Below are 23,689 nucleotides of genomic sequence, written 5' to 3' on the forward strand. Positions count from 1 at the left end.
CAAACTGACGGCAGTGTCCGAAGGAGTCCAGACCATGCCCGTGATCAACCGCCTTGCCGGCCTGTCCGAAGAGATGACGGCCTGGCGGCGCCATATCCACAGCCACCCCGAACTTGGCTTCGATTGTCAGGAAACCGCCGCCTTCGTGGCGGGAAAACTGCGCGAATTCGGGATCGAGGAAATCCACGAGGGCATTGCCCGCACCGGCATCGTCGCCATCATCGAGGGCCGCGCGCCCGGGCGCACCATCGGGTTGCGCGCCGACATGGATGCCCTGCCCATGCAGGAGCTGACGGGCCTCGACTATGCCTCCGAAGTGCCGGGGCGGATGCATGCCTGCGGCCATGATGGACATACGGCGATGCTGCTGGGGGCGGCGAAATACCTCTCGGAGACCCGCAACTTCGCGGGCCGCGTGGCGCTGATCTTCCAGCCCGCCGAAGAGGATGGCGGCGGCGGTGGCCGTATGGTCGAGGAAGGGATCATGGAGCGCTTCGACATCGCCGAGGTCTATGCGCTGCACAATGCCCCGGGCCTGCCCGAGGGCAGCTTCATGACCACGCCGGGGCCGCAGATGGCGGCGGTCGACACGATCCACATCCATGTCCGCGGCAAGGGCGGCCATGCCGCCACCCCGCACGAGACGAAGGATCCGATCCCGGCGGTGATCGGCATGGTCTCGGCGATCCAGACGATCCCGTCGCGCAACCACAATCCGCTGAAGGATCTGGTGATCTCGATCACCCAGATCCATACCGGCAGCGCCGAGAACATCGTCCCCGACACCGCCTATATCAACGGCACGGTGCGCACCTACGAGGAGTCGGTGCAGGACATGGTCGAGGCCCGCCTGCAGGAGATCGTCGCCGGCCAGGCCGCCGCCTACGGCGTCGAGGCCGAGCTGATCTACGAACGCTGGTACCCCGCGACGGTCAATGATGCCGACTGCGCCGCCTTCGCCGCCGATGTCGCCCGCGAGGTCGCCGGAGAACGCCGTGTGCTCTGGGATCAGGGCCGCGAGATGGGGGCGGAGGATTTCTCCTTCATGCTGAAGGCGCGTCCCGGCGCCTTCCTGTTCATCGGCCAGGGCGACACCGCCGCCGTCCACCAGTCGAAATACGATTTCAACGATCGCATCGCGCCGGTGGGGGCCAGCTTCTTCGCCCGCCTGATCGAAACCGCCCTGCCTGTCGGAAAGGACTGAGACGATGGCTCTGGAAGATGCAAAGACCCAGGTGGATCAGGCCTTCACGCGGACAGATCCGCGCGGGCTCAGCTACGAGAACGCCTTCGGCGGCGCCCCGAGCTTCCTGCGGCGTCGCTACACCAAGGACCTCGCGGGCTACGATCTGGCGGTGACCGGCGTGCCCTTCGATCAGGCGGTGACCAACCGCACCGGCACCCGCCTTGGCCCCCGCGCGATTCGCGAAGCCTCGACGCTCCAGCCCTATGATCCGCCCTATGGCTGGGGCTTCGATCCGCTGGGTGAATTCGCCATCGCCGATTACGGTGATTTGGCCTTCGACTACGCCAAGGTGGCAGAGTTCCCCGAAACCCTCACCGCCCATATCCGCTCGATCCTTGACCAGGGCGCGGCCTCGGTGGTGCTGGGGGGGGATCACTACATCTCCTTCCCGATCCTCAAGGCCTATGCCGAGAAGTTTGGGCCCCTGTCGCTGGTGCATTTCGATGCTCACAGCGACACCTGGCAGGATGACGACATGTCCCGGATCGATCATGGGACGATGTTCTACAAGGCGATCAAGTTGGGGCTGATCGATCCCGCGACCTCGGTCCAGGTGGGCATCCGCACGGTGAATGACAGTGCCTGGGGGATGAACATCATCGACGCCCCCGAAGTGCACGAGGTCGGCCCGAAGGCCACGGCGGCGAAGATCCGCGAGATCGTCGGGGATCGCCCGTGCTACCTGACCTTCGACATCGACTGCCTGGACCCGGCCTTTGCGCCCGGCACCGGCACACCGGTCTGGGGCGGCCTCAGCTCGGCCCAGGCGGCGGCGATCCTGCGCGGCATCGCGGGCATCGACCTCAAGGGCGGTGACGTGGTCGAGGTCTCTCCGCCTTTCGACACGACAGGCGCCACCGCCATCGCCGGCGCCCATGTGGCGATGGAGATCATTGCCCTCTGGTGCTGGACGCGCCGGAAGGCCTGAGGGCATCCCTTTCGAAGAAACGGGGCGCCTCCGGCGGGGATATTTATGGCCAGATGACAGGGAGCGGGCGCTCTTCATCATCTGGCCGGAAATATCCCGGGGGAGTCTCCGCAGGAGACGGGGGCAGAGCCCCCTCACGGGCATCCCCCTTGACCCGCGCGCGGGATTGGGAAACAGCAAGACATGATTTCCGAAGACAGGCTGGTCCGGATCACGGGCCGATACGAATTCATCGAGGCTAAGATGGCGGAAGGCGGGGGCGATTTTGTCGCCCTGGCCCGGGAATATGCCGAGCTGAAACCCGTGGTGGAGGCCGTGCGTCGCTACCAGGTCCTGCTTGGCAACCTGCGGGAGGCGGAAGAGATGCTCTCCGATTCCGAGATGAGGGCCCTTGCCGAAGAGGAACTCCCGCGTCTGAAGGCGTTGCTGCCGGAGCTGGAGCACGAGGTGCAGCTGGCCCTGCTGCCACGCGATGCCGCCGATGCCCGCCCCGCCATGATCGAGATCCGCCCCGGCACCGGCGGTGATGAGGCCGCGCTGTTCGCCGCTGACCTGCTGCGCATGTATCAGCGCTATGCCGAAGGCCGGGGCTGGTCCTTCGCCATTGTCGCCCAGCAGCTGACCGAGCTCGGCGGCATCAAGGAGGTGACGGCGGCGATCAAGGGCGAGGGTGTCTTTGCCCGGCTCAAGTTCGAAAGCGGCGTCCACCGCGTCCAGCGCGTGCCCCAGACCGAGAGCGGCGGGCGCATCCATACTTCGGCCGCCACCGTCGCGGTGCTGCCCGAGGCGCAGGAGGTCGATATTCAGATCGATCCGAACGACTTGCGCATCGACACCATGCGCAGCTCGGGCGCCGGCGGTCAGCATGTCAACACCACCGATTCCGCCGTTCGCATCACCCACGTTCCGACCGGCATCGTCGTCACTTCGTCAGAGAAGTCCCAGCACCAGAACCGGGCCATCGCCATGCAGGTTCTGCGCAACCGTCTCTTCGACATGGAACGCCAGAAGGCTGCCGAGGCCCGCGCCGCCGACCGCAGGGCGCAGGTCGGTTCGGGCGACCGCTCCGAACGCATCCGCACCTACAACTTCCCCCAGGGCCGGATGACCGATCACCGGATCAACCTGACGCTCTACAAGCTGGACCAGATCCTGCAGGGCGATCTGGACGAGGTGATCGATGCGCTGATCGCCGATCACCAGGCGCAGCTTCTGGCCGAGACCGGCGCATGAGCCCCGCCCTGGCCCTGCGCGCGGCCGCGCGGACCCTGACCGAAGCCGGAATTCCAGGCGCCATGCAGGATGCCCGGCGCCTGCTGGCCCATGTGCTTGATCTGGCGCCCGAACGGCTCAGCATCGACATGCCGTCGCAGCTGGACGCGGCGCAGCAGGCGGCCTTCGAGGCCGCGATCACCCGGCGGGCCGCGCATACGCCGGTCTCGCATATCACCGGCCAGCGGCTGTTCTACGGGCGGCGTTTCGCCGTCAGCCCCGACGTGCTCGATCCGCGTCCCGAGACCGAAGAGCTGGTGGCCGAGGCGCTGGAGCAGCCCTTCGCCTCGGTGCTGGACCTGGGCACCGGATCCGGCTGCATCCTGCTGACCCTGCTGGCGGAACGTCCCCGGGCGCGGGGCCTGGGCGTCGATCTCTCGGAGACGGCGCTGGCGGTGGCGCGCCGCAACGCCGAGGCGCTGGAGGTCGCGCAGCGCGTGACGCTGCGCCCGTCGGACTGGTTCCAGGCGGTGGAGGGGCGCTTCGAGCTGATCGTCTCCAACCCCCCCTACATCGCCGAAGCCGAGATGACGGCGCTCTCGCCCGAGGTGCTGCGGGAACCCCGCATGGCCCTGACCCCCGGCGGGGACGGGCTGGCGCCCTACCGGGTGATCGCCGCCGAGGCGGCGCGCCATCTTGTCCCCGGCGGTCGCCTCCTGACCGAGATCGGCTGGCAGCAGGGACCCGCCGTCGTCGCGCTGTTCCACGCGGCAGGGCTTGAAAATGTCCGCATCCGCGGCGATATGGATGGCAGGGATCGCGTGGTCTGTGCCGAGGCGCCGCAGCCAGGCACCACCTGAACAGCCGGCAAACCCCGGCGCGCCCTCCCCGAAGGTGGATGTGAAACGGCCCGATTGCGGGAAACCTGCCAAATCTGGCTAAAAGTTTCACTTCCCCCTTGTCATCTGCAACGGAGCATGCTTATTCCAGTTGAGACCGGGATGCGGACGCTCGCCCAAGTTAGGCAAGCCCCCCCGGAACCAAGCCAGACAGGAGCCGCTCTCCAGCTTACGGTGCCAAGCCAGCGCCGCGGGGATGAGGCGGCGACGCATGACAAACTCAAGGCTAGACAGCTGACCTTATGAGATCTTCGAAATCACGTTCGCGGAACAAGTCCCGCAACCGGTCTGTCGGCAATATTGTCAATCGGGTGTTCGATTCCTCGGGCCCTGAAGGCAAGGTGCGCGGCACGCCGCAACAGATCATCGACAAATATACCCAGCTGGCGCGCGATGCGACCCTGGCCGGGGACCGTGTGGCCACGGAAAACTTCTACCAGCACGCGGAACATTACCTGCGGATGCTCGGAGAGGCGCAGCGCGACCAGGAAAACCGGCGCGAGCAGCAGGAAGCCGAGAACCGCAACCGCCAGGCCGAGCGGGACCGTGATCGCGCACCGCGCCCCGAGCGGGACGGCAATGGCAATGGCGCGCAGCAGGGGCATCAGGCCCAGCACGCTCCGGCGCCGCAGCCCGCAGCCGAGGCAGAGGCCCCCGTGGCCGCCGAAGCCGCCCCGGTGACAGAGGCCGGCGACAAGCCCGACAGGGCCCCGGAAAAGACCGAGGACAAGCCCCGGGCCCGCAGCCGCAAGGCCGAGGGCGAGAAGGGCGACAAGCCCGCCGCCAAGCCGCGCCGCAGCCGCGCAAAGCCGGCGCTTTCGGATGACGTAATCGACACTTCCTCCGGTGAGGATGACGGCTCGATGCTCGTCGAAACCCCCGAGGACAAGGCCAGCAAGCCGGCGCCGCGCAAGCGTGCCGCCTCCAGCCGCTCCAAGAAGCCCACCGCAGCCGAGGCCGCACCGGGGGGCGACAAGCCCTCTTCGGAAGCCGCCGAATAATCGCGGCTTCCGGTTCAGATCGAAAAGGGGCGGTCCCGACGGGCCGCCCCTTTTCGCATGGCTCTCTCATCTGGCCGGAAATATCCCGGGGGAGTCTTCCGGTACGGAAGACGGGGGCAGCGCCCCCGCACCGCCTCCTGCAGGGGGCTCCGTCTCGGGGCTCAGCCTGCCGCGATGTTGCGGGCCAGGGCGCAGAACTGCTCCAGCCCGATGGTCTCGGCACGGTCGGTGGGCTTGATCCCCGATGCCAGCAGACGGTCCTCGATGTCGGGCGCCGCGCCCTTCAGGGCGGCACGCAGCATCTTGCGGCGCTGGTTGAAGGCCTGGGCCACGACGCGTTCCAGCACCTTGGGATCGGCGGGATAGCGCGGCTCGGGCAGGGCGGTCAGATGCACCACGGCCGAAGAGACCTTGGGCGGCGGCGTGAAGGCCTCGGGCGGCAGCGAGATCGCGATATGGGCCTCGGCGCGCCAGGCGCACAGGATCGCCAGGCGGCCATAGGCCTTGGAGCCCGGGGTCGCCACGATGCGCTCGGCCACCTCGCGCTGGAACATCAGCGTCAGGCTTTCCCAGAACGGCGGCCAGTCCTTCGGCGTCAGCCAGCGCACCAGCAGCTCGGTGCCGACATTGTAGGGCAGGTTCGCCGCCACCCGGATCGGCGGCGTCAAATGGGCCAGCGGATCGACCTCCAGCGCGTCGCCCTCGATCACCTGAAGCCGTCCGGGGTAATGCGCGGCAATCTCGGCCAGGGCGGGCAGGCAGCGGCTGTCCTTCTCGATGGCCAGCACCTTGCGCGCCCCTTCGGACAGCAGCCCGCGGGTCAGCCCGCCGGGGCCGGGGCCCACTTCCAGCACGTCGCAGCCCGACAGGTCGCCGGCCTGGCGGGCGATCTTCGCCGTCAGGTTCAGGTCCAGCAGGAAGTTCTGGCCAAGGGATTTCTTGGCGGCGAGGCCATGGGTCGTGATGACCTCGCGCAGGGGCGGCAGCCCGTCGATCGCCGCCATGTTATTGCACGATCCTTGCGTCTGCACGCAGCTCGGCCAGGTAGCCATCCGCATAGGAGCTGAGCTGGCGGTCCTTGAGCTGGTTCATCACCTTGGTGCGGTCGATATCGGCGGGCACGCCGGCGGGGGTGCGCCCGCAGAGCATCAGCAGCTCCAGTGTCTGGCCGTTGTCGCGCGTCACCGCGGTCGAGATCTCGTTGTCGTCAAGCTTGGCCAGCGCCACGGCCTCGTCGGTGGGGATCTTGTCGGGGGCCAGGCTGACCCGGTCCAGCAGCTTCTCGGGCTGGCCCTTGTTGATGCCGTAAAGATCGTCGCAGGTGTCGATGCTCTGGGCGATCTGGGCGGCGCGGGCCATGGCCTCGGGGGAATGGCCGCCGGGGATGTAGTAGCGGGCGAAATCGATTGCCGAATAGGTCTTCTTCGGCGCCGCGTTCTCGCGCAGGGCGCGCAGCTGGAACAGCGCCAGTGCCCCTTGGACCTGCAGCGGCGGTGTCACCTCGCCGGGTTTCAGCGCCATGATCTGGGTTTGCAGCACCGGCGGCAGGTTCGAGATCGGCATCCAGTCGACCTTGCCGCCCTCTGCCGCGCTCTGCCCGGCAGAGACCTTGCGGGCGGCATCGGCGAAGGCGGGGATCGAGTGGATCTGGGAGATCTGCTCGGCCAGCCGCGCCGCGCCCTGGGGATCGGAGCCGGTGGGGATGAAGATTTCCGAGATCGCGACGCTGACGCTGCCCTGGTTGGCCTGGGCGGCCAGCGCGGCATCGACTTCCTGCTCGGTCACGTCGACCTTGGACTGGAAGCGGGCCCGCACCAGCTCCTGCCAGGTGGCGCCGGCGCGCACGAAGTCGCGGAAGGATTCCTTGTCGATGCCGGCCTGGGAAAGGCGGGCCAGGAAGTCGTTCAGCGACAGCTGGGTGCGGCTGACGTATTGCTCCATCGCGGCCTGGATCTGATCGTCCTTCAGCGCGAAGCCGAAGCTGTCGGCGGCCCCCAGTTCCAGCTTCTCGTCGATCAGGGCATCGCGGGCCATCTTGCGCACGTCGCCGGGCGCGCCCAGCACGGTCAGCAGGCGGGTGCGCTGGTCGATTTCGTACTGGGTGATCACCTTGTCGTTGACCCGGATCGCCGGGCCGAAGGTCTGGGCGGAGGCCCCCTGGGGCGCCAGAGGCGCGAGGGCCAGCATCATCGCCAGCGCCAGCGGGAGGGCCCTGGCCCCCGCGCGGGATTTGCCTTGGAAGCGCGTCGTCGCGGGTGTGCTCATCTCTGCCTGCCCTTGTCCTTTCGGGGCCGGAACGCCTGTCCCGGCCTGTCGTTTCTCGGCCACATGTATAGCCCTTTGGCGCCCTGTCTCAATCAGTTACTGCAAGACTTGCGCGTGCTTCCGCCTGCGTCATTGAGCGTGAAGCCCCGCAGGCCCACGGTGAAGGTAACGTCGGTCGAAGGGGTGACCACCTCGGAGGAGCCGTAGCTGCGATCCAGGCCCAGGCCGACCTCGACGCATTCGTTGCGCCAGGTCACGCCCAGCCCGGCCTTGACCGGGCGTTCGGCGGCGATGTCGTAGCGGGCATTGGCCGACAGGCCCCAGGTGTCGTTGACCTGCACGCTGCCGTCCAGGCCCCACTGAGAGACCACCTCGGCGCGGTCCTGCTGTTCGTCGCGGGGCAGCCAGACATAGCTCGCCGAGAAGGTGGTGCGGGTGCTGATCCAGCTGGCCAGCGCCTCTGCCTTGTCAAGCTGCAGCGCATCGGCGGGATCGTAGAGGCCGCGCGCGGTCACGGACCAGCCGCCCGGGGCGGCGACCTGGCCGGCGATCAGCACGTCGGAATAGCGCGAATCCAGCCCCGAAGACCGGCTGAAATCGGCATCCACCTTCTGCTGCCAGACCTGGCCCACGACTCCGCGCAGGGTCCAGTCGGAGGCGGTGTAATGCGCCCAGCTCAGCCCGTAGGCGGTGCGCCAGCCGCGTTCGCGCCGGTCGGGGGCGGAATAGCGGGTCAGGCCCAGCAGGTTGCCCTCGTCGAACTCGACCCGGGTGCTTTCCTCGTCCGCGACCTTCAGCGCGTGACCGCCCGACCAGGCCAGCTGGGCGACCGGTTCGATCACGTCGCGGCTGCCGTCGGCATTGGCGCGCTGCATCGGCAGGCGCAGGGTGACGGCGCTGTAGGGGGTGATGCCGGACTGGCTGTCGGGCAGGGTGCTGTCGTCCATGGTGCGGAAACTGTCCGCGACCATGCCGCCCAGGGTTTCGACCCGCAGGCCATGGCGCAGCGTCCAGGTGCGCCGCCAGTCCGAGGAGACCGACAGCCGCGCCACGTCGCGCCCCTCGACGATGCCGTCGGCATCGGGGGTGTCGCTGTCGGAGATCCGGTAATGCCCGTGCAGCTCTGCGCCATAGCGCAGTTCGCCGCCGATCAGGGCCGGGAACAGCCGCTTCTCGTAGCTGGCATCGCCGATGTAGGAGGGGATGGTGTTGTAGTTCTCGTCGGCGCGCAGCGAGCGGTAGTGCACCATCGAGAAGCCGATCCATTCATCCCGCCGCGCCCGGTCCAGCGTGATCTCGCTGCGCAGGCGGTCCTCGTCGGAATAGTCGTAATCCGACAGGTAGGAGACATCCGACACCGCCTTCAGCGAGAAGCTGAGCGTGAAGTCGCGCGGCAGGTAGAACAGCCCGTCCGCCTGGATGTACCCGCGCGAGCTGAAGTCGCTGTCGAGGTCATCGCGCGACACCGCACCGATCACCGAGAGCGCACCGGTGCGGTAGGCCTGGCGGTAGCGGAACTCCATCGTGCGGGTCTTGTCCGAGATGAAGGGCGTCAGCGTCAGGTCGCGGTTGTCGCCGAGCCGCAGGTAGTAGGGCAGCTTCATGCCCGTGCCCAGCGTGGTGTCGCGGCGGAATTCCGGGATCAGGAAGCCGCTGGCGCGCTTCTGGGTCGGATCCGGCAGGCGCAGTTTCGGCAGGTAGAGCAGCGGCACGCCCATCACCTCGAAGCGGGCCTTGTCGAAATAGAGCTGCCCGGCCTCGGTGTCGTGGACCACGCTTTCGGCGCGGATCTGCCAGAGCGGCGGCTTGCTCTGGCCGCAGACCTGACAGGAGGACACGGTGGTCTTGTAAAGCTGGGTATAGCGCCCCTCGACCCGGGCGACCTGGGCGGCGGCAAGCTGCACCTGCTGGTTCAGCATGATCCGGGCACCGCGCATCAGCCCGTTCTGCAGGTCGCGGTCCAGCGTGCCGCTGTCGGCGACGATCACCGTGCTGCCATCGGCCTGGGTCAGGGTCATCGGGCCTTCCAGCGCCAGTTCCCCGGTTTCCTTGTTGTAGGTGACGCGGGTGGCGCGCAGCCGCACATCGCCCTGAAGCGCCTCGACATGGCCCTCGGCCACCAGCTTGTCGGGGCCCTCCATGAAGATCTTGTCGGCCACCAGCATTGCCGGTCCGGAGGTGTCCTGCGCCTGCGCGCCCCCGGCCAGCCCCATGGCCAGCGCCAGCCCCGCGCCGAGCGTCCAGCGCCAGCGCGGCGCCGGGGTGGCGCGGGTCAGGGATCGGGTCGGGGCGCCGCGCTTCGCGGCGGCAGGCACTGGCGGCATCAGCCGTCCTCCATCTGCAAGAGAAGCCCGGTGGCCAGCAGCAGCGAGGCGATCGGCGGCGCCCAGGCTGCCAGCATCACCGGGATCTGGCCGGATTCCCCCAGCACCTGGGCGAAATTCCGGATGTAGTAAAGCGAGAAGCCCAGCATGATCGTTGCCAGCACCGCGACACCGGTACGGCCGAAACGCGCCGGGCGCATGGTGAAGGCCGAGGAGACAAGCACCAGCGCCACCAGGAACAGCGGCCGGGCCAGCTCCATCTGGAACCAGACCAGGTGCCGGCGGGCCGCAAAGCCGGCGGCGCGCAGCTCCTGGATATAGGCCGGCAGCTGCCAGATCGAGATCGAGGAGGGCGAAGCGAAACTGTCGCGGATGCGCTGCTCGGTCAGGGTCGAGGGCAGGCTGTACTGCGGCAGCACCATGGCCCCGGCCTCGGGGTTGGTGCCGGCATCGAGCGGCCAGATCTTCACCCCGCGCAGCTGCCAGGCGCCATCGCTCAGCCGGGCCGAGGCGGCCTCGATCCGGCGGCTGGGCACCTGGCCGCCGTCGGTCTCGGTGAAGGTCAGGAAGGAGACGTCGTAAAGTTCTGTCGCCTGGGCATTGGCGCGGCTGGCCCGGATCACCGTCTGACCCTCGGCGGTGCCGCCCTGACGCAGCCACAGCCCGTCCGCCGAGACCGACATGACATCGCTGCCCCCGGTCTTGTAGCGTTCGGAAATGTCGGAATAGGCCCGCGAGGTCGCGGCCACCAGCGGGTTCATCACCGCGACGATGAAGACCCCCAGCAGGAAGGCCACGATCAGCGGCGAAACCAGCGTGCGCAGCGCCGAACGCCCGGCGGCACGCACCACCACCAGTTCGGAGGAGCGCGCCAGCGACAGGAACAGCGTCACCGTCGACAGGATCATGATCAGCGGCAGGATCTCATAGAGCGCCGCCGGCGTGGCCAGCAGCGTCAGCCCGAAGATCCGCCCGAAGCCCACCCCGTCGTCGGAGAACTTGCGCAGCTCCTCCACCAGATCGATGAAGAGGGTGAGCAGGAAGAACACCCCGAAGATCAGCAGGAAGGAACGCAGGAAGCGGCGGGCGAAGTAAAGGTGCAGGATCATGCCGGGGCCTCCGCGCGGCGCTGGCGCCGGCGTATCGGACGGGCCGCCCACCACAGCAGCGCCGCGCTGATCAGCAGCCCCACCAGCGAAGGCAGGTACAGCAGCGGCCACAGGTCGCCATCCTTGCGCACCGGGCCGGTGACGCCGCCCTCGATGCCCTTAAGCAGCACCAGGAGCGCCACGGCGATGATGATCTGCTTCCAGACCCCGAAGCGGCTGAAACCACCGATCTGCAGCGCGGCAAAGCCGATCAAGGCCGCGGCAATGCACAGCAGCGCCTGGGTGATGCGGCCATGGGCCTCCTGGAGGATGCGGCCCCGGGTGTTGCCGGTCAGCGTGCCGGCGGCGTCGGGATCGGCCAGCAGGGTCAGGGTCGACATGCCCCGCATGGTCGGGCGGATGCTGTCGCTGCTCTTGATGAAGCTGCCGATATCGTAGGTCATGTCCTGGAAATGGGTGGTGAACAGCCGCTGGGTGCTTTTTTCCAGCGATTGCGTCAGCCCGTCGACCATCACCAGTTTCGGTGCCGGGCCGTCGCTGCCCTTGGAGGCGGTGTTGACGATATAGGCGCGCGCGGCGGTGAAGGTCTGCGGCTCTTCTGCATTGCGGCGATCCGACAGGAAGACATCGCGCAGTGTGCCGTCGTCGTCGATGTCGCGGATGTAGAAGGTGACACCCGAGGTCGGGTGCAAGAAGGCGCCCTCAGTCAGCATCCGGGCGGTGATGTTGCGGGCGATCTCGCTGTCGCGGGTCTGCATCTCCTGCTGGCTGAGCGGCACCAGGACCTGGGTCAGAAGCGACATCATCGCGGCGGCGATCAGCCCGAAGACCAGCGCCGGACGCGCCAGCCGCCAGGGCGAGAAGCCGGTAGCGCGCATCACCACCAGCTCGCTGTCCGAAGACAGCCGGTTGGTGACATAGACCGCCGCGGCAAAGACCGCGATCGGCAGAACCGTGCGGATCACCCCCGGCAGGGTCAGCGCGGAATATTCAAGGAAGACCAGTGCGGTCTGGCCATCGCCCAGCAGCCGGTCGAACAGCTGCACCGCCGCGTTGATCCAGTAGATGGCCACCAGCACGAGCGTGAAGAAGCCGAACAGCATCATAAGCTGCGACAGCAGATATCTGTCGAAACGCGCCAATCTTCGCTCCCGAATGCGTCGTCCGCCTGCACTCGGGCAGGGTCCGCCTAGGATAACGGGTTTGCGGGGCGGGTAAAACTGCATTCTGGTCAAAGCGGCGGTCGCGCGCTAGCCTCCGTCACGACATCCGCCACGACAGCCGGCCCGGCGGGCCGGCAGACCCGATTTCAAGGACCCCAGGATTTGACCCAGCCCGTCTCTCTCGCCTTTACCGAAACCGATCTGGAGGCGATTGCCGGGGCCGAAGGCCGCGTGGCGCTGGTGCTTGATCCCGGGCGCGGCCTCTCGGCGCTGGCCCGCCGGGTCAATAAGCTGACCCGGGGGGCGGTGCTGCGGCTGGTGGAAAGCGCGGGCTTTGCCGATCGCGCCCCCGGAGAGATCATCACCCTGGCCTGGCCGCAGGGGCTGGCCGCCGAGGCGCTCGACATCGTGCTGCTGCCGCGCCGTCCCGAGGCGGCGCTGCTGCGCAGGACGGGCGGCAAGCTTGCCAAGCTTTCCGCCGAGAAGGGGCTGCTGGTGCTGGCCGGTGCGCTGCAGGGCGTCGAGGACCTGGCCCTGGGGCTGCTGTTGCGCGGCTATGCCTATGATGCGCTGAAAAGCCAGAAGGCCGCGCCCCGGGGGGCGGTCACGGTGATGGGCCGCGTGCCCGATGCCGATCCGGCGGCACTGCAGGCGCTGGCCGAGGGGATCTTTTTCACCCGCGACCTGGTGAATGCACCGGCCAACCTGCTGACCACCACGCGCTTCGCCGAGGAACTGCTGGCGCTGCGCGATCTTGGGATCACCGTCGAGGTGCTGGAGGAGGACCAGCTGGAAGAGCTCGGCATGGGCGCGCTGCTGTGCGTCGGCCAGGGCTCGGCCAGCCCCTCCAAGGTGGTGGTGATGCAATGGGCGGGCGGCACGCCCGGAGAGGCGCCGCTGGCGCTGGTCGGCAAGGGGGTTGTCTTCGACACCGGCGGCATTTCCCTCAAGCCCGCCGGCGGCATGGAGGACATGACCATGGACATGGGCGGCGCGGGCACCGTGGCGGGCACGATGAAGGCGCTGGCACTGCGCAGGGCGCCCGCCAATGTCGTCGGTCTGGTCGGCCTCGTCGAGAACATGCCCTCCGGCACGGCCGTGCGCCCCGGCGACGTGGTGACGACGATGAAGCGCGACACGGTCGAGGTGATCAACACCGATGCCGAGGGGCGCCTCGTGCTGTGCGACGTGCTCTGGTACGCACAGGAACGGTTCCAGCCGAAGGGCGTGATCGACCTGGCGACGCTGACCGGGGCCTGCATTGTGGCGCTGGGCCACGAGAATGCCGGCGTCTTTTCCAATTCCGACGCGTTCTGCAATGCCTTCCTGAAAGCCGCGGCGGCAGAGGGCGAGGGCGCCTGGCGCCTGCCGCTCGCGCCGGCCTATGACCAGCTCCTGAAAAGCCGGGTTGCGGACATGAAGAACGTCGGCGGTCGACCGGCGGGATCGATCACCGCTGCCCAGTACCTGCAGCGCTTCGTGAAGCCCGGGACCCCCTGGATCCACCTCGACATCGCCGGCGTGGCCAGTCTGAAGTCGGAAAGCGATCTGGCCCCGACCGGGGCTACCGGCTGGGGCGTGCTGGCCCTGGACCGGCTGGTGCGCGACGGCTTCGAGGGCTAACGGATGGGCCAGGTCTATTTCTACCATCTCACGCGCTCTTCGGTCGACGGCGCCTTGCAGGCGTTGCTCCCCCGCGCGTTGCAGGCCGGCTGGCGTGTTGCGGTCCGGGGCCGCGAAGCGGAACGGCTCGACTGGCTGGACCAGAAGCTCTGGCTCGGCCCGGACGAGACCTTCCTGCCGCATGGTCGCGATAGCGCCCCCCATGCCCAGCTGCAGCCGATCCTGCTCACCCAGGGCGTTCCGGCCAATGAGCCTGATTGCCTGATGGCCATTGACGGCGCCGATCTCACACCGCAGGAGATTGCCCCGCTGAAACGCGCCTGCATCCTGTTCGACGGGCGTGACGAGGCCGCCACGGCTCATGCACGCATCCAGTGGAAGGCGCTGACCGGCGCGGGCTGCGCGGCGATCTACTGGTCGGAGGAATCCGGGCGCTGGGAAAAGAAGGCGCAAAGCGGCGGCCAGTGAACCGCTGCCCTGTGGAGTGAGCTGCCGCCTGTCATTTTCTTGTTCCAAATACCTCCGCCGGAGGCTTGGCGCGGCGTCGCCGCGCCAAATCCGCAGGGAGAGCTTTCGGAATGGCGCGGTGCGCCATCGCTTCGCGGAAGGTATTTGAGAACAAGAAAATGGGTCAGAGATCGCGGAATTTCGCCGCCTGGCGGGCCGTCCAGAGCAGGTCGAGCTCGATGCCGTTCTCGGTCTGGCGTTCGGCCTGCACAATGCCCTCCTTGAAGGCCCATGCACGGCGCTTGCCGTCGGACCATTCGAGGGTGACCGTTTCGGCGTGCCGTTCGGAATCGAGGGTCCGGGTGATCTCATCCAGCAGCTCGGGCAGGCCCTGACCGGTGATCGCCGAGATCGGCAGGACCTGTTCCTCGCGGATCGCGCGCTGAATGAGGTTCGGAGCCTCCTCCTCGGGGAGCAGGTCGATCTTGTTCCAGACCTCGAGCACGGGGATGTCTTCAGGCAGGCCCAGATCGGCGAGAATGTCCTCGACGTCCTGTTTCTGTTCCTCGCTCTCGGGGTGCGAGATGTCGCGGACATGGAGCACCAGGTCGGCTTCCAGCACCTCTTCGAGCGTGGCGCGGAAGGCGGCGACCAGCTGGGTCGGCAGGTTCGAGATGAAGCCCACCGTGTCCGACAGGATGATCTCGGCGCCGCTGTCGAGCTTGACCCGGCGCATCGTCGGGTCAAGCGTGGCAAAGAGCATGTCCTTGGCCAGCACATCCGCCCCGGTCAGGTGGTTGAACAGTGTCGACTTGCCGGCGTTGGTATAGCCCACCAGCGCGACGATCGGGAAGGGGACCTTGGCGCGGGCGGCGCGGTGCAGTTCGCGCGTTTTCACCACCTGGTCGAGCTGGCGGCGCAGGCGCACCAGCTGTTCGTCGATGGCACGCCGGTCGGCCTCGATCTGGGTTTCGCCGGGGCCGCCGACGAAGCCGAGACCGCCGCGCTGGCGTTCCAGGTGGGTCCAGGCCCGGACCAGGCGGGTGCGCTGGTAGGCCAGGGCCGCCATCTCGACCTGGAGGACGCCTTCGCGGGTGCGGGCGCGGTCCGAGAAGATCTCGAGGATCAGGCCGGTGCGGTCGAGGATCTTGACCTTCCAGGCCTTCTCGAGGTTGCGCTGCTGCACGGGCGTCACGCGCCCGTCGATCAGCACCAGCTCGGTCTCCGCCTCGGAGAACATCTGCTTGAGTTCCTCGACCTTGCCGGAGCCGAAGAGCGTCTTGGGTTGCGGGGTCGCCAGGCGCACCACCTCGTTGCCCACGACCTCGAGACCGGGCAGCGCTTGGGCGAGGCTGACGGCCTCGGCCAATGCGTAGCCGGGGGCGTGACGGGTGTCGTCACGCCGCATGTCGGGGTGGATCACGAAGGCGCGCGTGGGCGCTACCTCATGGCCGATCAATTGGTGTCGTCGCCTTCATAGAGGGTGATTGCCTGCGACGGCATGATCGTGGAGATCGCGTGCTTGTAGACCAGCTGGGCCTGGCCGTCGCGGCGCAGCAGGACGCAGAAGTTGTCGAACCAGGTGATGACGCCCTGCAGCTTCACCCCGTTGATCAGGAAGATCGTGACCGGAACCTTGGTTTTCCGGACATGGTTTAGAAATGCGTCCTGGAGATTCTGTCGGTCGGAAGCCATTCTCGTTGTGCCTTTTTGTTTCTTATTGCCTGGTGCGGCTTTTCGTCTTGCCGGCGAAGTATGAGGGCGGGATTCGGAAACTTCCAGCCCCGAGTGCCGGTTTTTGTGACCCGTTGTGAAAAAGCTGCCTCAGTCGCGCCACAGGTCCGGATTGAACAGCGCGATGATCGCCAGAAGCTCCAGCCGGCCCAGCACCATGATCGCGCAGAGCGCCACCTTGGCCCCCGGGGTCAGCAGGTTCAGCGCCACCGGTTCGGCGCCGCCGTAGACCGTCAGCGGGCCGGTGTTCGACAGTGCCGCGACCGAGAGCGCGGTGGCGTTCTCGAAGCCGATACCGAAGAGCGAGAGCAGCGCCATGGAGCCGGCCAGGCAGATCGCGAAGAGCATGAAGAAGACCCAGGCATGGAAGGCGCCCTGTCGGCGAATGCGCCGGCCGGCAACGCCGTGGCCCGAGATCGAGGAAGGGTGCACCAGGCGGTCCAGCTCGCGCCGGCCATTGAGGTAGAGCGCATAGACCCGCAGGAGCTTGACGCCGCCGGCGGTGGTGGCGACGCCGCCGCCGATCATCGCCAGGCCCATCAGGATCATGCCCGGTGTCGACAGGCCCGACCAGTTCTGCGCCGTGTCCCAGTCCGCGCTTTCCCAGCCCGTCGTCGTCAGGAAAGACAGCACGGTGAACAGAGAGCCCCAGAAGGCCCGCAGCGCGGTCAGCACGTCCTGGGTCGATTTCACGTCGATGGCGCCGATCCAGTGGCGCAGGAACAGCAGCGCCGGCACGATGAGGACCAGCGCCAGGCCCATGCGGATCTCGGGGTCGCGGTGCAGCGCCAGCCGCGAGGTCACGGTGTCGGAGGTGAAGGTGATCCGCGACAGGGCGAAGATCATGAAGACGGCGATGACCATCTCTCCGGGGATGCCGGAGGTCGCGTTCTGCACCCCGCCGATCGGCGAGATCCCCGAGGTCGAGAGCGTCGACATCGCGTGGCACAGTGCCACCAGTGGGGTGTCGCCCGCCATCAGCAGCAGGATCCACAGCACCACCGTCAGCCCGATGTAGATCGGCAGCAGCTGCAGCGCGCCGCGGATCATCCGGCGGATGACGCCGGCGCGCTGGAACCGGTCGAGGCGGGTCTCGCTCTGGTCGCGGCCCGCGGCGGTGACCTCGAAACCGCCCAGCGACAGCGGGGCCATGACGGCGGCGGCGGCGATCCAGATCAGGAAACCGCCCATCCAGCCGACCTGGGCGCGCCACAGGTGCAGCGGCGCGGAAAGCCGGCGCGGATCGTCGTAGAAGGTCATGCCGGTGGTCGTGAAGCTCGAGACCATCTCGGCATAGGCATTGACGAAGCGGGTGTCGGGCAGGCTTTCCGAGAACGGCAGGGCCAGCAGCAGCGGCAGGCCCATGAAGGCCGCGAACAGTGAGAGCAGCGCGTGCAGGTCGCCGCGCCCGGTGTTCAGAAGCGGCCGGGTGCCGCGCGCCAGCGCGATCAGGAAAGAGACCGTGGAGCCCAGGAAGGCCACGTAGAAGAAGTTCCGCGCGACCAGGTAGTTCTCCTGGACCAGGCCCACGGTGGCGGGCACCAGCATCGACAGGCAAAGCGACAGCGTGATCCCGAGGAACAGCGGCTGGCTCTCGATGCGGTTGCGCATCGTGTTGGGGCGGGGCTGGTGGGTATGGACCATCCGGGGCCCGACCTCAGAAGTAGTCGATGGAGACCTGCAGCAGGCGCTCCACTTCCGGAACATCGGGGGTCAGGGCGAAGATGACCACGGTATCGCCTTCATCCACGATCATGTCGGCGGTGGGTTTCATCACCTTGTCGCCCTTCATCACTGCGCCCACCAGCACGCCTTCGGGGAAGTCGATGTCGCGGATCGGGCGACCCGACATGGGCGAAGTCGACAGCACCTCGGCCTCGATCACCTCGGCCTCGGCATCGCCGATGGAATAGACGCCGCGCACCCGGCCATGTCGGATGTGCCGCAGGATCGAGCTGACGGTGGTGGCGCGCGGGTTGATGTAGGCATCCACCCCCAGCGGCGCCATCAGCGAGGTCAGCGTGGGATCGTTGATCAGCACGATCGACATCGGACAGCCCAGGTTCTTGGCCCGCACCGCGGTCAGCATGTTGGTCTTGTCGTCATCGGTGACGCACAGGACGGCATCCGCGCGCGAGATCCCGGCCTCGGCCAGCAGCGCGGAGTCAAGGCCGTCGCCATGCAGCACGATGGTCCGTTCCAGCCCGTCGGCGGCGCGTTCGGCCACCGCGCGGTTCTTCTCGATCACCTTGGCGCGGACCCGGCGGCCCTTCTGCTCCAGCGCGCGGGCCACGGTCAGGCCGACATTGCCGCCGCCCACCAGCACCACGCGTTCCTGCTGGCGGTTCGACTTGCCGAAGATCTCCATGGTGCGGGGCACGTCCTCGGCATGGACGCAGATGTAGCAATCGTCCTTGGGGAAGATCTGGTCGCCCGGCTCGGGGGCGAAAAGGCGCCCGTCGCGGCGGATGCCCACCACGATGGCGCGCAGGGTGGAAAACAGGTCGGTCAGCTGGCGCAGCGGCGTGTTGATGACCGGGCAGTCCTCGTCGATCTGGATGCCCAGCAGCTGGGCCTGGCCACCCAGGAACTGTTCCACGTCGAAGGCGGAGGGGGCGGAAAGGCGCTGCAGCGCGGCCTCGGCCACTTCCAGCTCGGGGCTGATCACCACGTCGATGGGCAGATGGTCGCGCCGGTAGAGATCGGAGTAGATCGCATCCAGATAGCTGCGCGAGCGCAGCCGGGCGATCTTGCGCGGCACCGAGAAGATCGAATGGGCCACCTGGCAGGTGACCATGTTCACCTCGTCCGAGAAGGTGGCGGCGATGATCATGTCGGCGTCGCGTGCCCCCGCGCGGTCCAGCACGTCGGGGTAGGAGGCAAAGCCCGCGATCCCCTGCACATCGAGCGTATCGGTGGCACGGCGGACCAGATCGGGGTTGCTGTCGACGACAGTGACATCGTTCTTTTCGCCCGACAGGTGGCGGGCGATCTGCCATCCGACCTGACCGGCGCCGCAGATGATGACCTTCATGCGTTCGGATCCTGCTGTCTCTGGGAGTTCTGCATGGCAGAGGCACCCCGAAGGGTCAATTCAAATCCCCGGTCGTGCCTGTTGGCGCCACCATGGCCGTGGCGTCGCCCGCCCGGGGCTGCCACCGGGATGGGCAGCCCCGCCGCCGGGGCTCAGTTCCCCGGCACAAGCTTGGTTTCGCCGACAGAGGCTGCGCGGGCCAGCGCGGTATCGAGCGACATTGGGATGTATTCGCCGCGCCGCCACAGTTCGCCCAGGTCGTCGTAGTGGCGCGACAGCGGGTGGCCGGACTGCCCGGTCGAGATGATGAAGACCGAACTGTCGGGATCGGCGAAATCGTAGACGCCCCGGTAGCCCGCGCCATGCACGTCCAGGAAGGGATCGGGCCCGGTGCCCTTGGTGGCGCCACGGTTCAGCGTGTTGTCCCCGCCCGAGGTGCGCTGGCGGATGTTCACCAGGTACTTCAGGATCGGCACCTCGCCCAGCACCGGATGGTCCTGCGCGGCCTGGTGCACATCGCCCCACCGCAGGCTTTCCAGGTTGTCGCCGTAGCGTTCCTTGATCCACAGCAGGGCCGCGTCAAGCGATTGCTGGGCGATCTGGTCGCAGGTCTCGACGGTTTCGGTCTGCACCACGTCGCACCATTTCGAGGCGCCGTCGATGTTGCGGAAGACGCGTTCGATGAAGACCGGGTCGACATGGGTGAACTCGTCGGCGATCGGGCCCAGCTCGTCGCGGATCAGCCGGTCCTGCAGGGTCGAGATCCAGACCGCATAGATCAGCGGCTCGGGCATGTGCTCGTTCATGTCGCCGTTCCAGTCGGCCAGCATCTTCAGCGCGTCCTGGCGCATCCGCTCGGGCGTGCCCTTCGGTGCGGGATCGCCGTTGTACCACAGGTTCCTGCCGATCAGCGGCAGCAGAGAGCGCGCGGTGAAGCTGACGGTATCCAGCTGCGCCTCGATGAAGCTGTCGCGGGTGTGGACCTTGCGGCTTTCCATCAGCTTCTGCCAGCGGTGGATGCGCTGCGTGTCGCCCCAGTCGAAGGTGATGTTGTGGGGGAAGGGCGCGTCGGTGACCTTGTTGTTGGTATTGCCCAGGATGCCGCTTTCCGGGTTCACGATCTCGGGGTTGTCGGCATAGGGGAAATAGCCGTTCCAGCGGTTCTCGGGCTTCCAGCCCAGCGTCGGCATCCGGCCCTGGCTGTCGTGGGCGGGATTGCGCGCCGGGACCGCACCGATGGTCTTGAAGGCGATGGAGGTCGCATCGGCCAGCATCAGGTTCTGCGACGGCGCGATCTGAAGCTTGCCGGCCTCGATGCCCTGCTGGACATTCTTGGCGTACATCAGCTCCACCCCGGCCGAAAGCGTGGTGTCGTGATCCGACAGCGCCGTCCAGTTGATCGCGGCGACATGGCCGGGCGGGGTCACGGTGTCGAGGTTGTAGAAGCTGCCGGGCAGCACCGGGCCATTGTCGGTCCAGCGCAGGGTCAGGGTGACCGGGGCGGCATCCTTGATGCTGATGATGGTCTTGCGGGTGACGAAGGGCTTCCAGCCGTCGGGGGTGCGGTATTCCTGCGGATGGTCGGGGTTCAGCTCTTCCATGTAGACATCGAGGTCATCGAGCCCGGAAGAGGTCAGCCCCCAGCCCAGGAACTGCGAGCGCCCCGAAAGCACCAGCGGCAGGCCGGGGATGGTGGCACCGATGACACCGCCCTGCTGCAATTGCAGGCGCGCCAGGTACCAGATGCTGGGGGCGGTAAAGCCCAGGTGCGGGTCGTTCGCCAGCAGGGTTCCGCCGGTGGCGGAACGCTGCGGCGCGGCCGCGAAGGCGTTCGATGCGCCTTCGAGGCCGGGTGCGGGGAAGGGCGACAGCGGGTCGGCGGGCAGCCCGTCGCCCTGGGCCGAAGCATATTGCGTGAAGCCCTGCGCCTGCATCAGCTGGGCATAATCGGGCAGGGCGGTCAGCGGCGCGCCGGGCGTCTGGGGCAGGATGTCATCGACCATCTTCTGGTCTGGCAGCGCCAGCGACACCCGCGCGCGCTCCACTTCGGAGGCCAGAGAGCCGTCCATCTCCAGCGCCATGAGCTTGCCAATGGCGATGGAATCCGCCGGCGTCCAGGGCGCCACGGGCACGTTGAACAGGAACATCTCGGGCGCGCCGCGCCCCAGGCTGTCCTTGTTGATCTCGTCGAGCCGCGCATTCACCCCGGCGGAATAGGCCTTCAGCGCCGCCAGCGTGCGCGGGTCTTGCGCAGAAACCGAGGCCTGCGCGGCCTTGTAGAGGTCGTAGCGCCGCATCAGCTTGTCGATGGGCAGGGTCCGGGTGCCGAAGATCTCCGACAGGCGCCCCTCGACGGTGCGCCGCAGCATGATCATCTGCCAGAGCCGGTCCTGGGCATGGGCATAGCCAAGGCCGAAGAACACGTCCGGATCGCTCGCCCCGAAGATATGGGGCACGTCGGCATTGTCGCGCACGATGTCGACGGGGGCGGAAATTCCGCTGACCCTCAGGGTCTTGTCGTAGGTCGGCAGCGATCGCGCGGCGAGAAAATAGGCCAGCCCGGCGCCCAGTACGGCAATGATGACCATTGTCCCGGCAATGCGCAGCAGCCAGCGAAAGACGAATCTCATATGTTCCCCATGCCCTTGCGTTCCGCGTTTGCCGCGGACAGTGTTCCGGCGATGGTTCAATACAGGGGTTTGTCCAATGGCGAAAGTCGCCTTTCTGGGTCTCGGGGTCATGGGCTATCCCATGGCAGGTCACCTTTGCGCGAAGGGACACGAGGTCAGCGTCTACAACCGCACCACCGCCAAGGCCGAAGCCTGGGTGGCCGAACATGGGGGCCGTTTCGGCCGCACCCCCGCCGAAGCGGCGCAGGGTGCGGACTTCGTGATGACCTGCGTCGGCAATGATGACGACCTGCGCGCGGTCTGCGCCGGGGCGGACGGCGCCTTTGCGGGCATGGCCGAAGGCGCGGTGCTGGTCGATCACACGACCGTCTCCTCGGCGGTGACGGTGGAGCTGGCGGCGCTGGCCGAGGCGAAGGGCCTCGGCTATGTCGATGCGCCGATTTCCGGCGGCCAGGCGGGGGCCGAGAATGGCGTGCTTTCCGTCATGTGCGGCGGCCGTCCGGAGGTCTTCGAGGCCGCTGCGCCGGTAATCGACGCCTACGCGAAAATCTGCCGGCTGATGGGGCCCACGGGCGCCGGGCAGATGACCAAGATGTGCAACCAGATCGCCATTGCCGGTCTGGTGCAGGGCCTCTCGGAGGCGCTGCATTTCTGCCAGAAGGCCGGGCTGGATGGCGACAAGGTGGTCGAGGTGATCTCTCAGGGGGCGGCGGGGTCCTGGCAGATGCAGAACCGCTACCGCACCATGCTGGACGATCACTTCGAACATGGTTTCGCGGTCGACTGGATGCGCAAGGACCTGGATATCTGCCTGACCACCGGCGATGAGATCGGCGCCAGCCTGCCGGTCACCGCGCTGGTCGATCAGTTCTACAAGGATGTGCAGAAGCTGGGCGGCGGTCGCTGGGATACCTCGGCGCTGATCAAGCGGTTGAGCGTGATGGGCTGACCGGGTGCGGGGATTGGCGCCGGGCAGGCCCGGCGCCAGCCTCCGGCGGGCATATTTTCCGGAAAGATGAAGGGGATGGCGTGCCGGGGACGCGGTTCCGCCTGCCGGCGGCCGTATTTGGCGGAAAGATGAAGCGGCGGGGCGTCAGTGCCCGGAGGCCTTCGAGACCAGCTGGATCAGCAGGATGCCGGCGCCGATCAGGATCATGCCGAGGATCGCGGGCAGGTCGAGCTTCTGGCCGAAGACCAGGTAGCCGATCAGCGCGATGAAGACGATGCCCATGCCCGACCAGAGCGCGTAGACCACACCCACCGGCATGTGGCGCAAAGTCAGCGACAGCAGCCAGAAGGCCGCCGCATAGGCGGCGATCACGATCAGCGAGGGCACCAGCCGGGAGAACTGCTGGCTGGCCTGAAGGGCGGTGGTGCCGATGGTCTCGGCGGCGACGGCAAGGATCAGGGTCAGCCAGGCGGGCATGGGGGGCCTTTCAGGTCGCGACGTACCAGTCGCGGCGGTGGTTGATGGCGATGACGATATTGACCACCACGGCGCCGAGCAATGACCAGATGAAGCGATCGAAGGGCAGAAGGAAGGCCGCGACGAGGAACAGGCAGCCGTCGAAGACCAGCTGCGTCCAGCCGGCGCGGAACCCGGTGCGCTCCTGCAGGTAGAGCGCCAGGATGCCGATGCCGCCCAGCGAGGCGCCGTGACGGAACAGCGCCAGAAGCCCCGCTCCGGTGACGCAGCCGAAGAGGATCGCACCGGCCCAGGGGGTGAGGGTCGCAAAGGCGATCTGGCCGGGCAGGACCTTGGAGAGGAGCGAGAGCAGGGCGACCGCGATGAAGGTCTTCAGCACGAAGCGCAGGCCCATGCGGCGGTAGCCCAGCCAGTAGAAGGGCAGGTTCACCACGAAGAAGATCGGCCCGAAGCTCCAGCCGGTGAGGTAGGAGAGGATCACGGCAAGGCCTGCGGTCTGGCCGGTGACCAGGCCCAGATGGGTCAGGATGGTGATGCCGAAGGCCGCCATGGCGCTGCCGAAGAGCAGGCCCTGGGCATCGGCGACGGGGCCGTGGCCGGTGGCGGTCGGTTTCGGATCCTGCGGTGCGGCGGCGGGCTGGGTCATCT

General features: G+C 67.5%; 20 protein-coding genes. 8 read left to right on the forward strand and 12 right to left on the reverse strand.

Features of this window, described 5'->3' with window-relative positions; all coding sequences use genetic code 11:
* Nucleotides 1–34: 34 nt before the first annotated feature.
* From KM176_RS05035 to KM176_RS05055, 5 genes are all read left to right on the forward strand, one after another.
* Nucleotides 35–1,204, forward strand: a complete 1,170-nt coding sequence (locus tag KM176_RS05035) for a M20 aminoacylase family protein (RefSeq protein WP_160890999.1) — start codon at nt 35–37, stop codon at nt 1,202–1,204.
* 4 nt (nt 1,205–1,208) lie between these two features.
* Complete coding sequence (speB, locus tag KM176_RS05040; RefSeq protein ID WP_160890998.1) at nt 1,209–2,174, forward strand: agmatinase; 966 nt, start codon at nt 1,209–1,211, stop codon at nt 2,172–2,174.
* 183 nt (nt 2,175–2,357) lie between these two features.
* A complete protein-coding gene (gene prfA, locus KM176_RS05045; RefSeq protein WP_160890997.1) occupies nt 2,358–3,407 on the forward strand; it encodes a peptide chain release factor 1 in 1,050 nt (349 codons plus the stop codon).
* Complete coding sequence (prmC, locus tag KM176_RS05050; protein ID WP_160890996.1) at nt 3,404–4,246, forward strand: peptide chain release factor N(5)-glutamine methyltransferase; 843 nt, start codon at nt 3,404–3,406, stop codon at nt 4,244–4,246. The genes prfA and prmC overlap by 4 nt, the downstream gene beginning before the upstream one ends.
* A gap of 350 nt (nt 4,247–4,596) precedes the next feature.
* Entirely contained in the window at nt 4,597–5,286 is a 690-nt protein-coding gene (locus KM176_RS05055) for a DUF4167 domain-containing protein (protein WP_456239189.1), read from the forward strand.
* A 161-nt stretch (nt 5,287–5,447) separates the two neighbouring features.
* On the opposite strand, the gene rsmA is transcribed toward KM176_RS05055, so the two are convergent.
* From rsmA to lptF, 5 genes are all read right to left on the reverse strand, one after another.
* The gene (gene rsmA, locus KM176_RS05060) at nt 5,448–6,290 is read right to left on the reverse strand and encodes a 16S rRNA (adenine(1518)-N(6)/adenine(1519)-N(6))-dimethyltransferase RsmA (protein ID WP_160890994.1); all 843 of its coding nucleotides are present in this window, start codon (nt 6,288–6,290) and stop codon (nt 5,448–5,450) included.
* A gap of 1 nt (nt 6,291) precedes the next feature.
* Complete coding sequence (locus tag KM176_RS05065; RefSeq protein WP_160890993.1) at nt 6,292–7,551, reverse strand: peptidylprolyl isomerase; 1,260 nt, start codon at nt 7,549–7,551, stop codon at nt 6,292–6,294.
* Between the two features lie 92 nt (nt 7,552–7,643).
* Entirely contained in the window at nt 7,644–9,875 is a 2,232-nt protein-coding gene (locus KM176_RS05070) for an LPS-assembly protein LptD (protein WP_160890992.1), read from the reverse strand.
* Nucleotides 9,875–10,984, reverse strand: coding sequence for an LPS export ABC transporter permease LptG (gene lptG / locus KM176_RS05075; RefSeq protein WP_160890991.1), 1,110 nt, complete (start codon nt 10,982–10,984; stop codon nt 9,875–9,877). The genes KM176_RS05070 and lptG overlap by 1 nt, the downstream gene beginning before the upstream one ends.
* On the reverse strand, nt 10,981–12,126 hold the full coding sequence (lptF, locus tag KM176_RS05080; protein ID WP_160890990.1) for an LPS export ABC transporter permease LptF: 1,146 nt from the start codon (nt 12,124–12,126) through the stop codon (nt 10,981–10,983). Before lptF ends, lptG begins: the two co-directional genes overlap by 4 nt.
* A 183-nt stretch (nt 12,127–12,309) precedes the next feature.
* Here lptF and KM176_RS05085 point away from each other — a divergent pair, with 183 nt between their 5' ends.
* Nucleotides 12,310–13,770 (forward strand): leucyl aminopeptidase, encoded by a 1,461-nt coding sequence (locus KM176_RS05085; protein ID WP_160890989.1) that lies wholly within the window; start codon nt 12,310–12,312, stop codon nt 13,768–13,770.
* 3 nt (nt 13,771–13,773) lie between these two features.
* Entirely contained in the window at nt 13,774–14,238 is a 465-nt protein-coding gene (locus tag KM176_RS05090; protein ID WP_160890988.1) for a DNA polymerase III subunit chi, read from the forward strand.
* 163 nt (nt 14,239–14,401) lie between these two features.
* On the opposite strand, the gene hflX is transcribed toward KM176_RS05090, so the two are convergent.
* The 5 genes from hflX to KM176_RS05115 all read right to left on the reverse strand — a co-directional run bounded on the left by hflX (nt 14,402) and on the right by KM176_RS05115 (nt 21,615).
* Nucleotides 14,402–15,673: a GTPase HflX gene (gene hflX / locus KM176_RS05095; RefSeq protein WP_160891272.1), complete on the reverse strand. Its 1,272-nt coding sequence runs from the start codon at nt 15,671–15,673 to the stop codon at nt 14,402–14,404.
* Nucleotides 15,673–15,912 carry an RNA chaperone Hfq gene (gene hfq / locus KM176_RS05100; RefSeq protein WP_160890987.1) on the reverse strand — a complete coding sequence of 80 codons (240 nt, stop codon included), beginning with the start codon at nt 15,910–15,912 and terminating at the stop codon, nt 15,673–15,675. Before hfq ends, hflX begins: the two co-directional genes overlap by 1 nt.
* Nucleotides 15,913–16,041: 129 nt before the next feature.
* The gene (locus KM176_RS05105) at nt 16,042–17,595 is read right to left on the reverse strand and encodes a TrkH family potassium uptake protein (RefSeq protein WP_236045172.1); all 1,554 of its coding nucleotides are present in this window, start codon (nt 17,593–17,595) and stop codon (nt 16,042–16,044) included.
* 13 nt (nt 17,596–17,608) lie between these two features.
* On the reverse strand, nt 17,609–18,985 hold the full coding sequence (gene trkA / locus KM176_RS05110) for a Trk system potassium transporter TrkA (RefSeq protein WP_160890986.1): 1,377 nt from the start codon (nt 18,983–18,985) through the stop codon (nt 17,609–17,611).
* Between the two features lie 152 nt (nt 18,986–19,137).
* The gene (locus tag KM176_RS05115) at nt 19,138–21,615 is read right to left on the reverse strand and encodes a penicillin acylase family protein (protein ID WP_160890985.1); all 2,478 of its coding nucleotides are present in this window, start codon (nt 21,613–21,615) and stop codon (nt 19,138–19,140) included.
* A 76-nt stretch (nt 21,616–21,691) separates the two neighbouring features.
* On the opposite strand from KM176_RS05115, the gene KM176_RS05120 reads away from it, so the two are divergent.
* Nucleotides 21,692–22,564 carry an NAD(P)-dependent oxidoreductase gene (locus KM176_RS05120; protein ID WP_160890984.1) on the forward strand — a complete coding sequence of 291 codons (873 nt, stop codon included), beginning with the start codon at nt 21,692–21,694 and terminating at the stop codon, nt 22,562–22,564.
* Nucleotides 22,565–22,708: 144 nt separating this feature from the next.
* Here KM176_RS05120 and KM176_RS05125 read toward each other — a convergent pair whose 3' ends face one another.
* Both KM176_RS05125 and KM176_RS05130 read right to left on the reverse strand, forming a co-directional pair.
* Complete coding sequence (locus KM176_RS05125; RefSeq protein ID WP_160890983.1) at nt 22,709–23,041, reverse strand: SMR family transporter; 333 nt, start codon at nt 23,039–23,041, stop codon at nt 22,709–22,711.
* Nucleotides 23,042–23,051: 10 nt separating this feature from the next.
* Entirely contained in the window at nt 23,052–23,687 is a 636-nt protein-coding gene (locus KM176_RS05130) for a YitT family protein (RefSeq protein WP_160890982.1), read from the reverse strand.
* Nucleotides 23,688–23,689 lie beyond the last annotated feature (2 nt).

The organism is Pseudooceanicola endophyticus, from assembly GCF_018760365.1.
In the GTDB taxonomy this organism is placed as follows: Bacteria; Pseudomonadota; Alphaproteobacteria; order Rhodobacterales; family Rhodobacteraceae; genus Pseudooceanicola; species Pseudooceanicola endophyticus.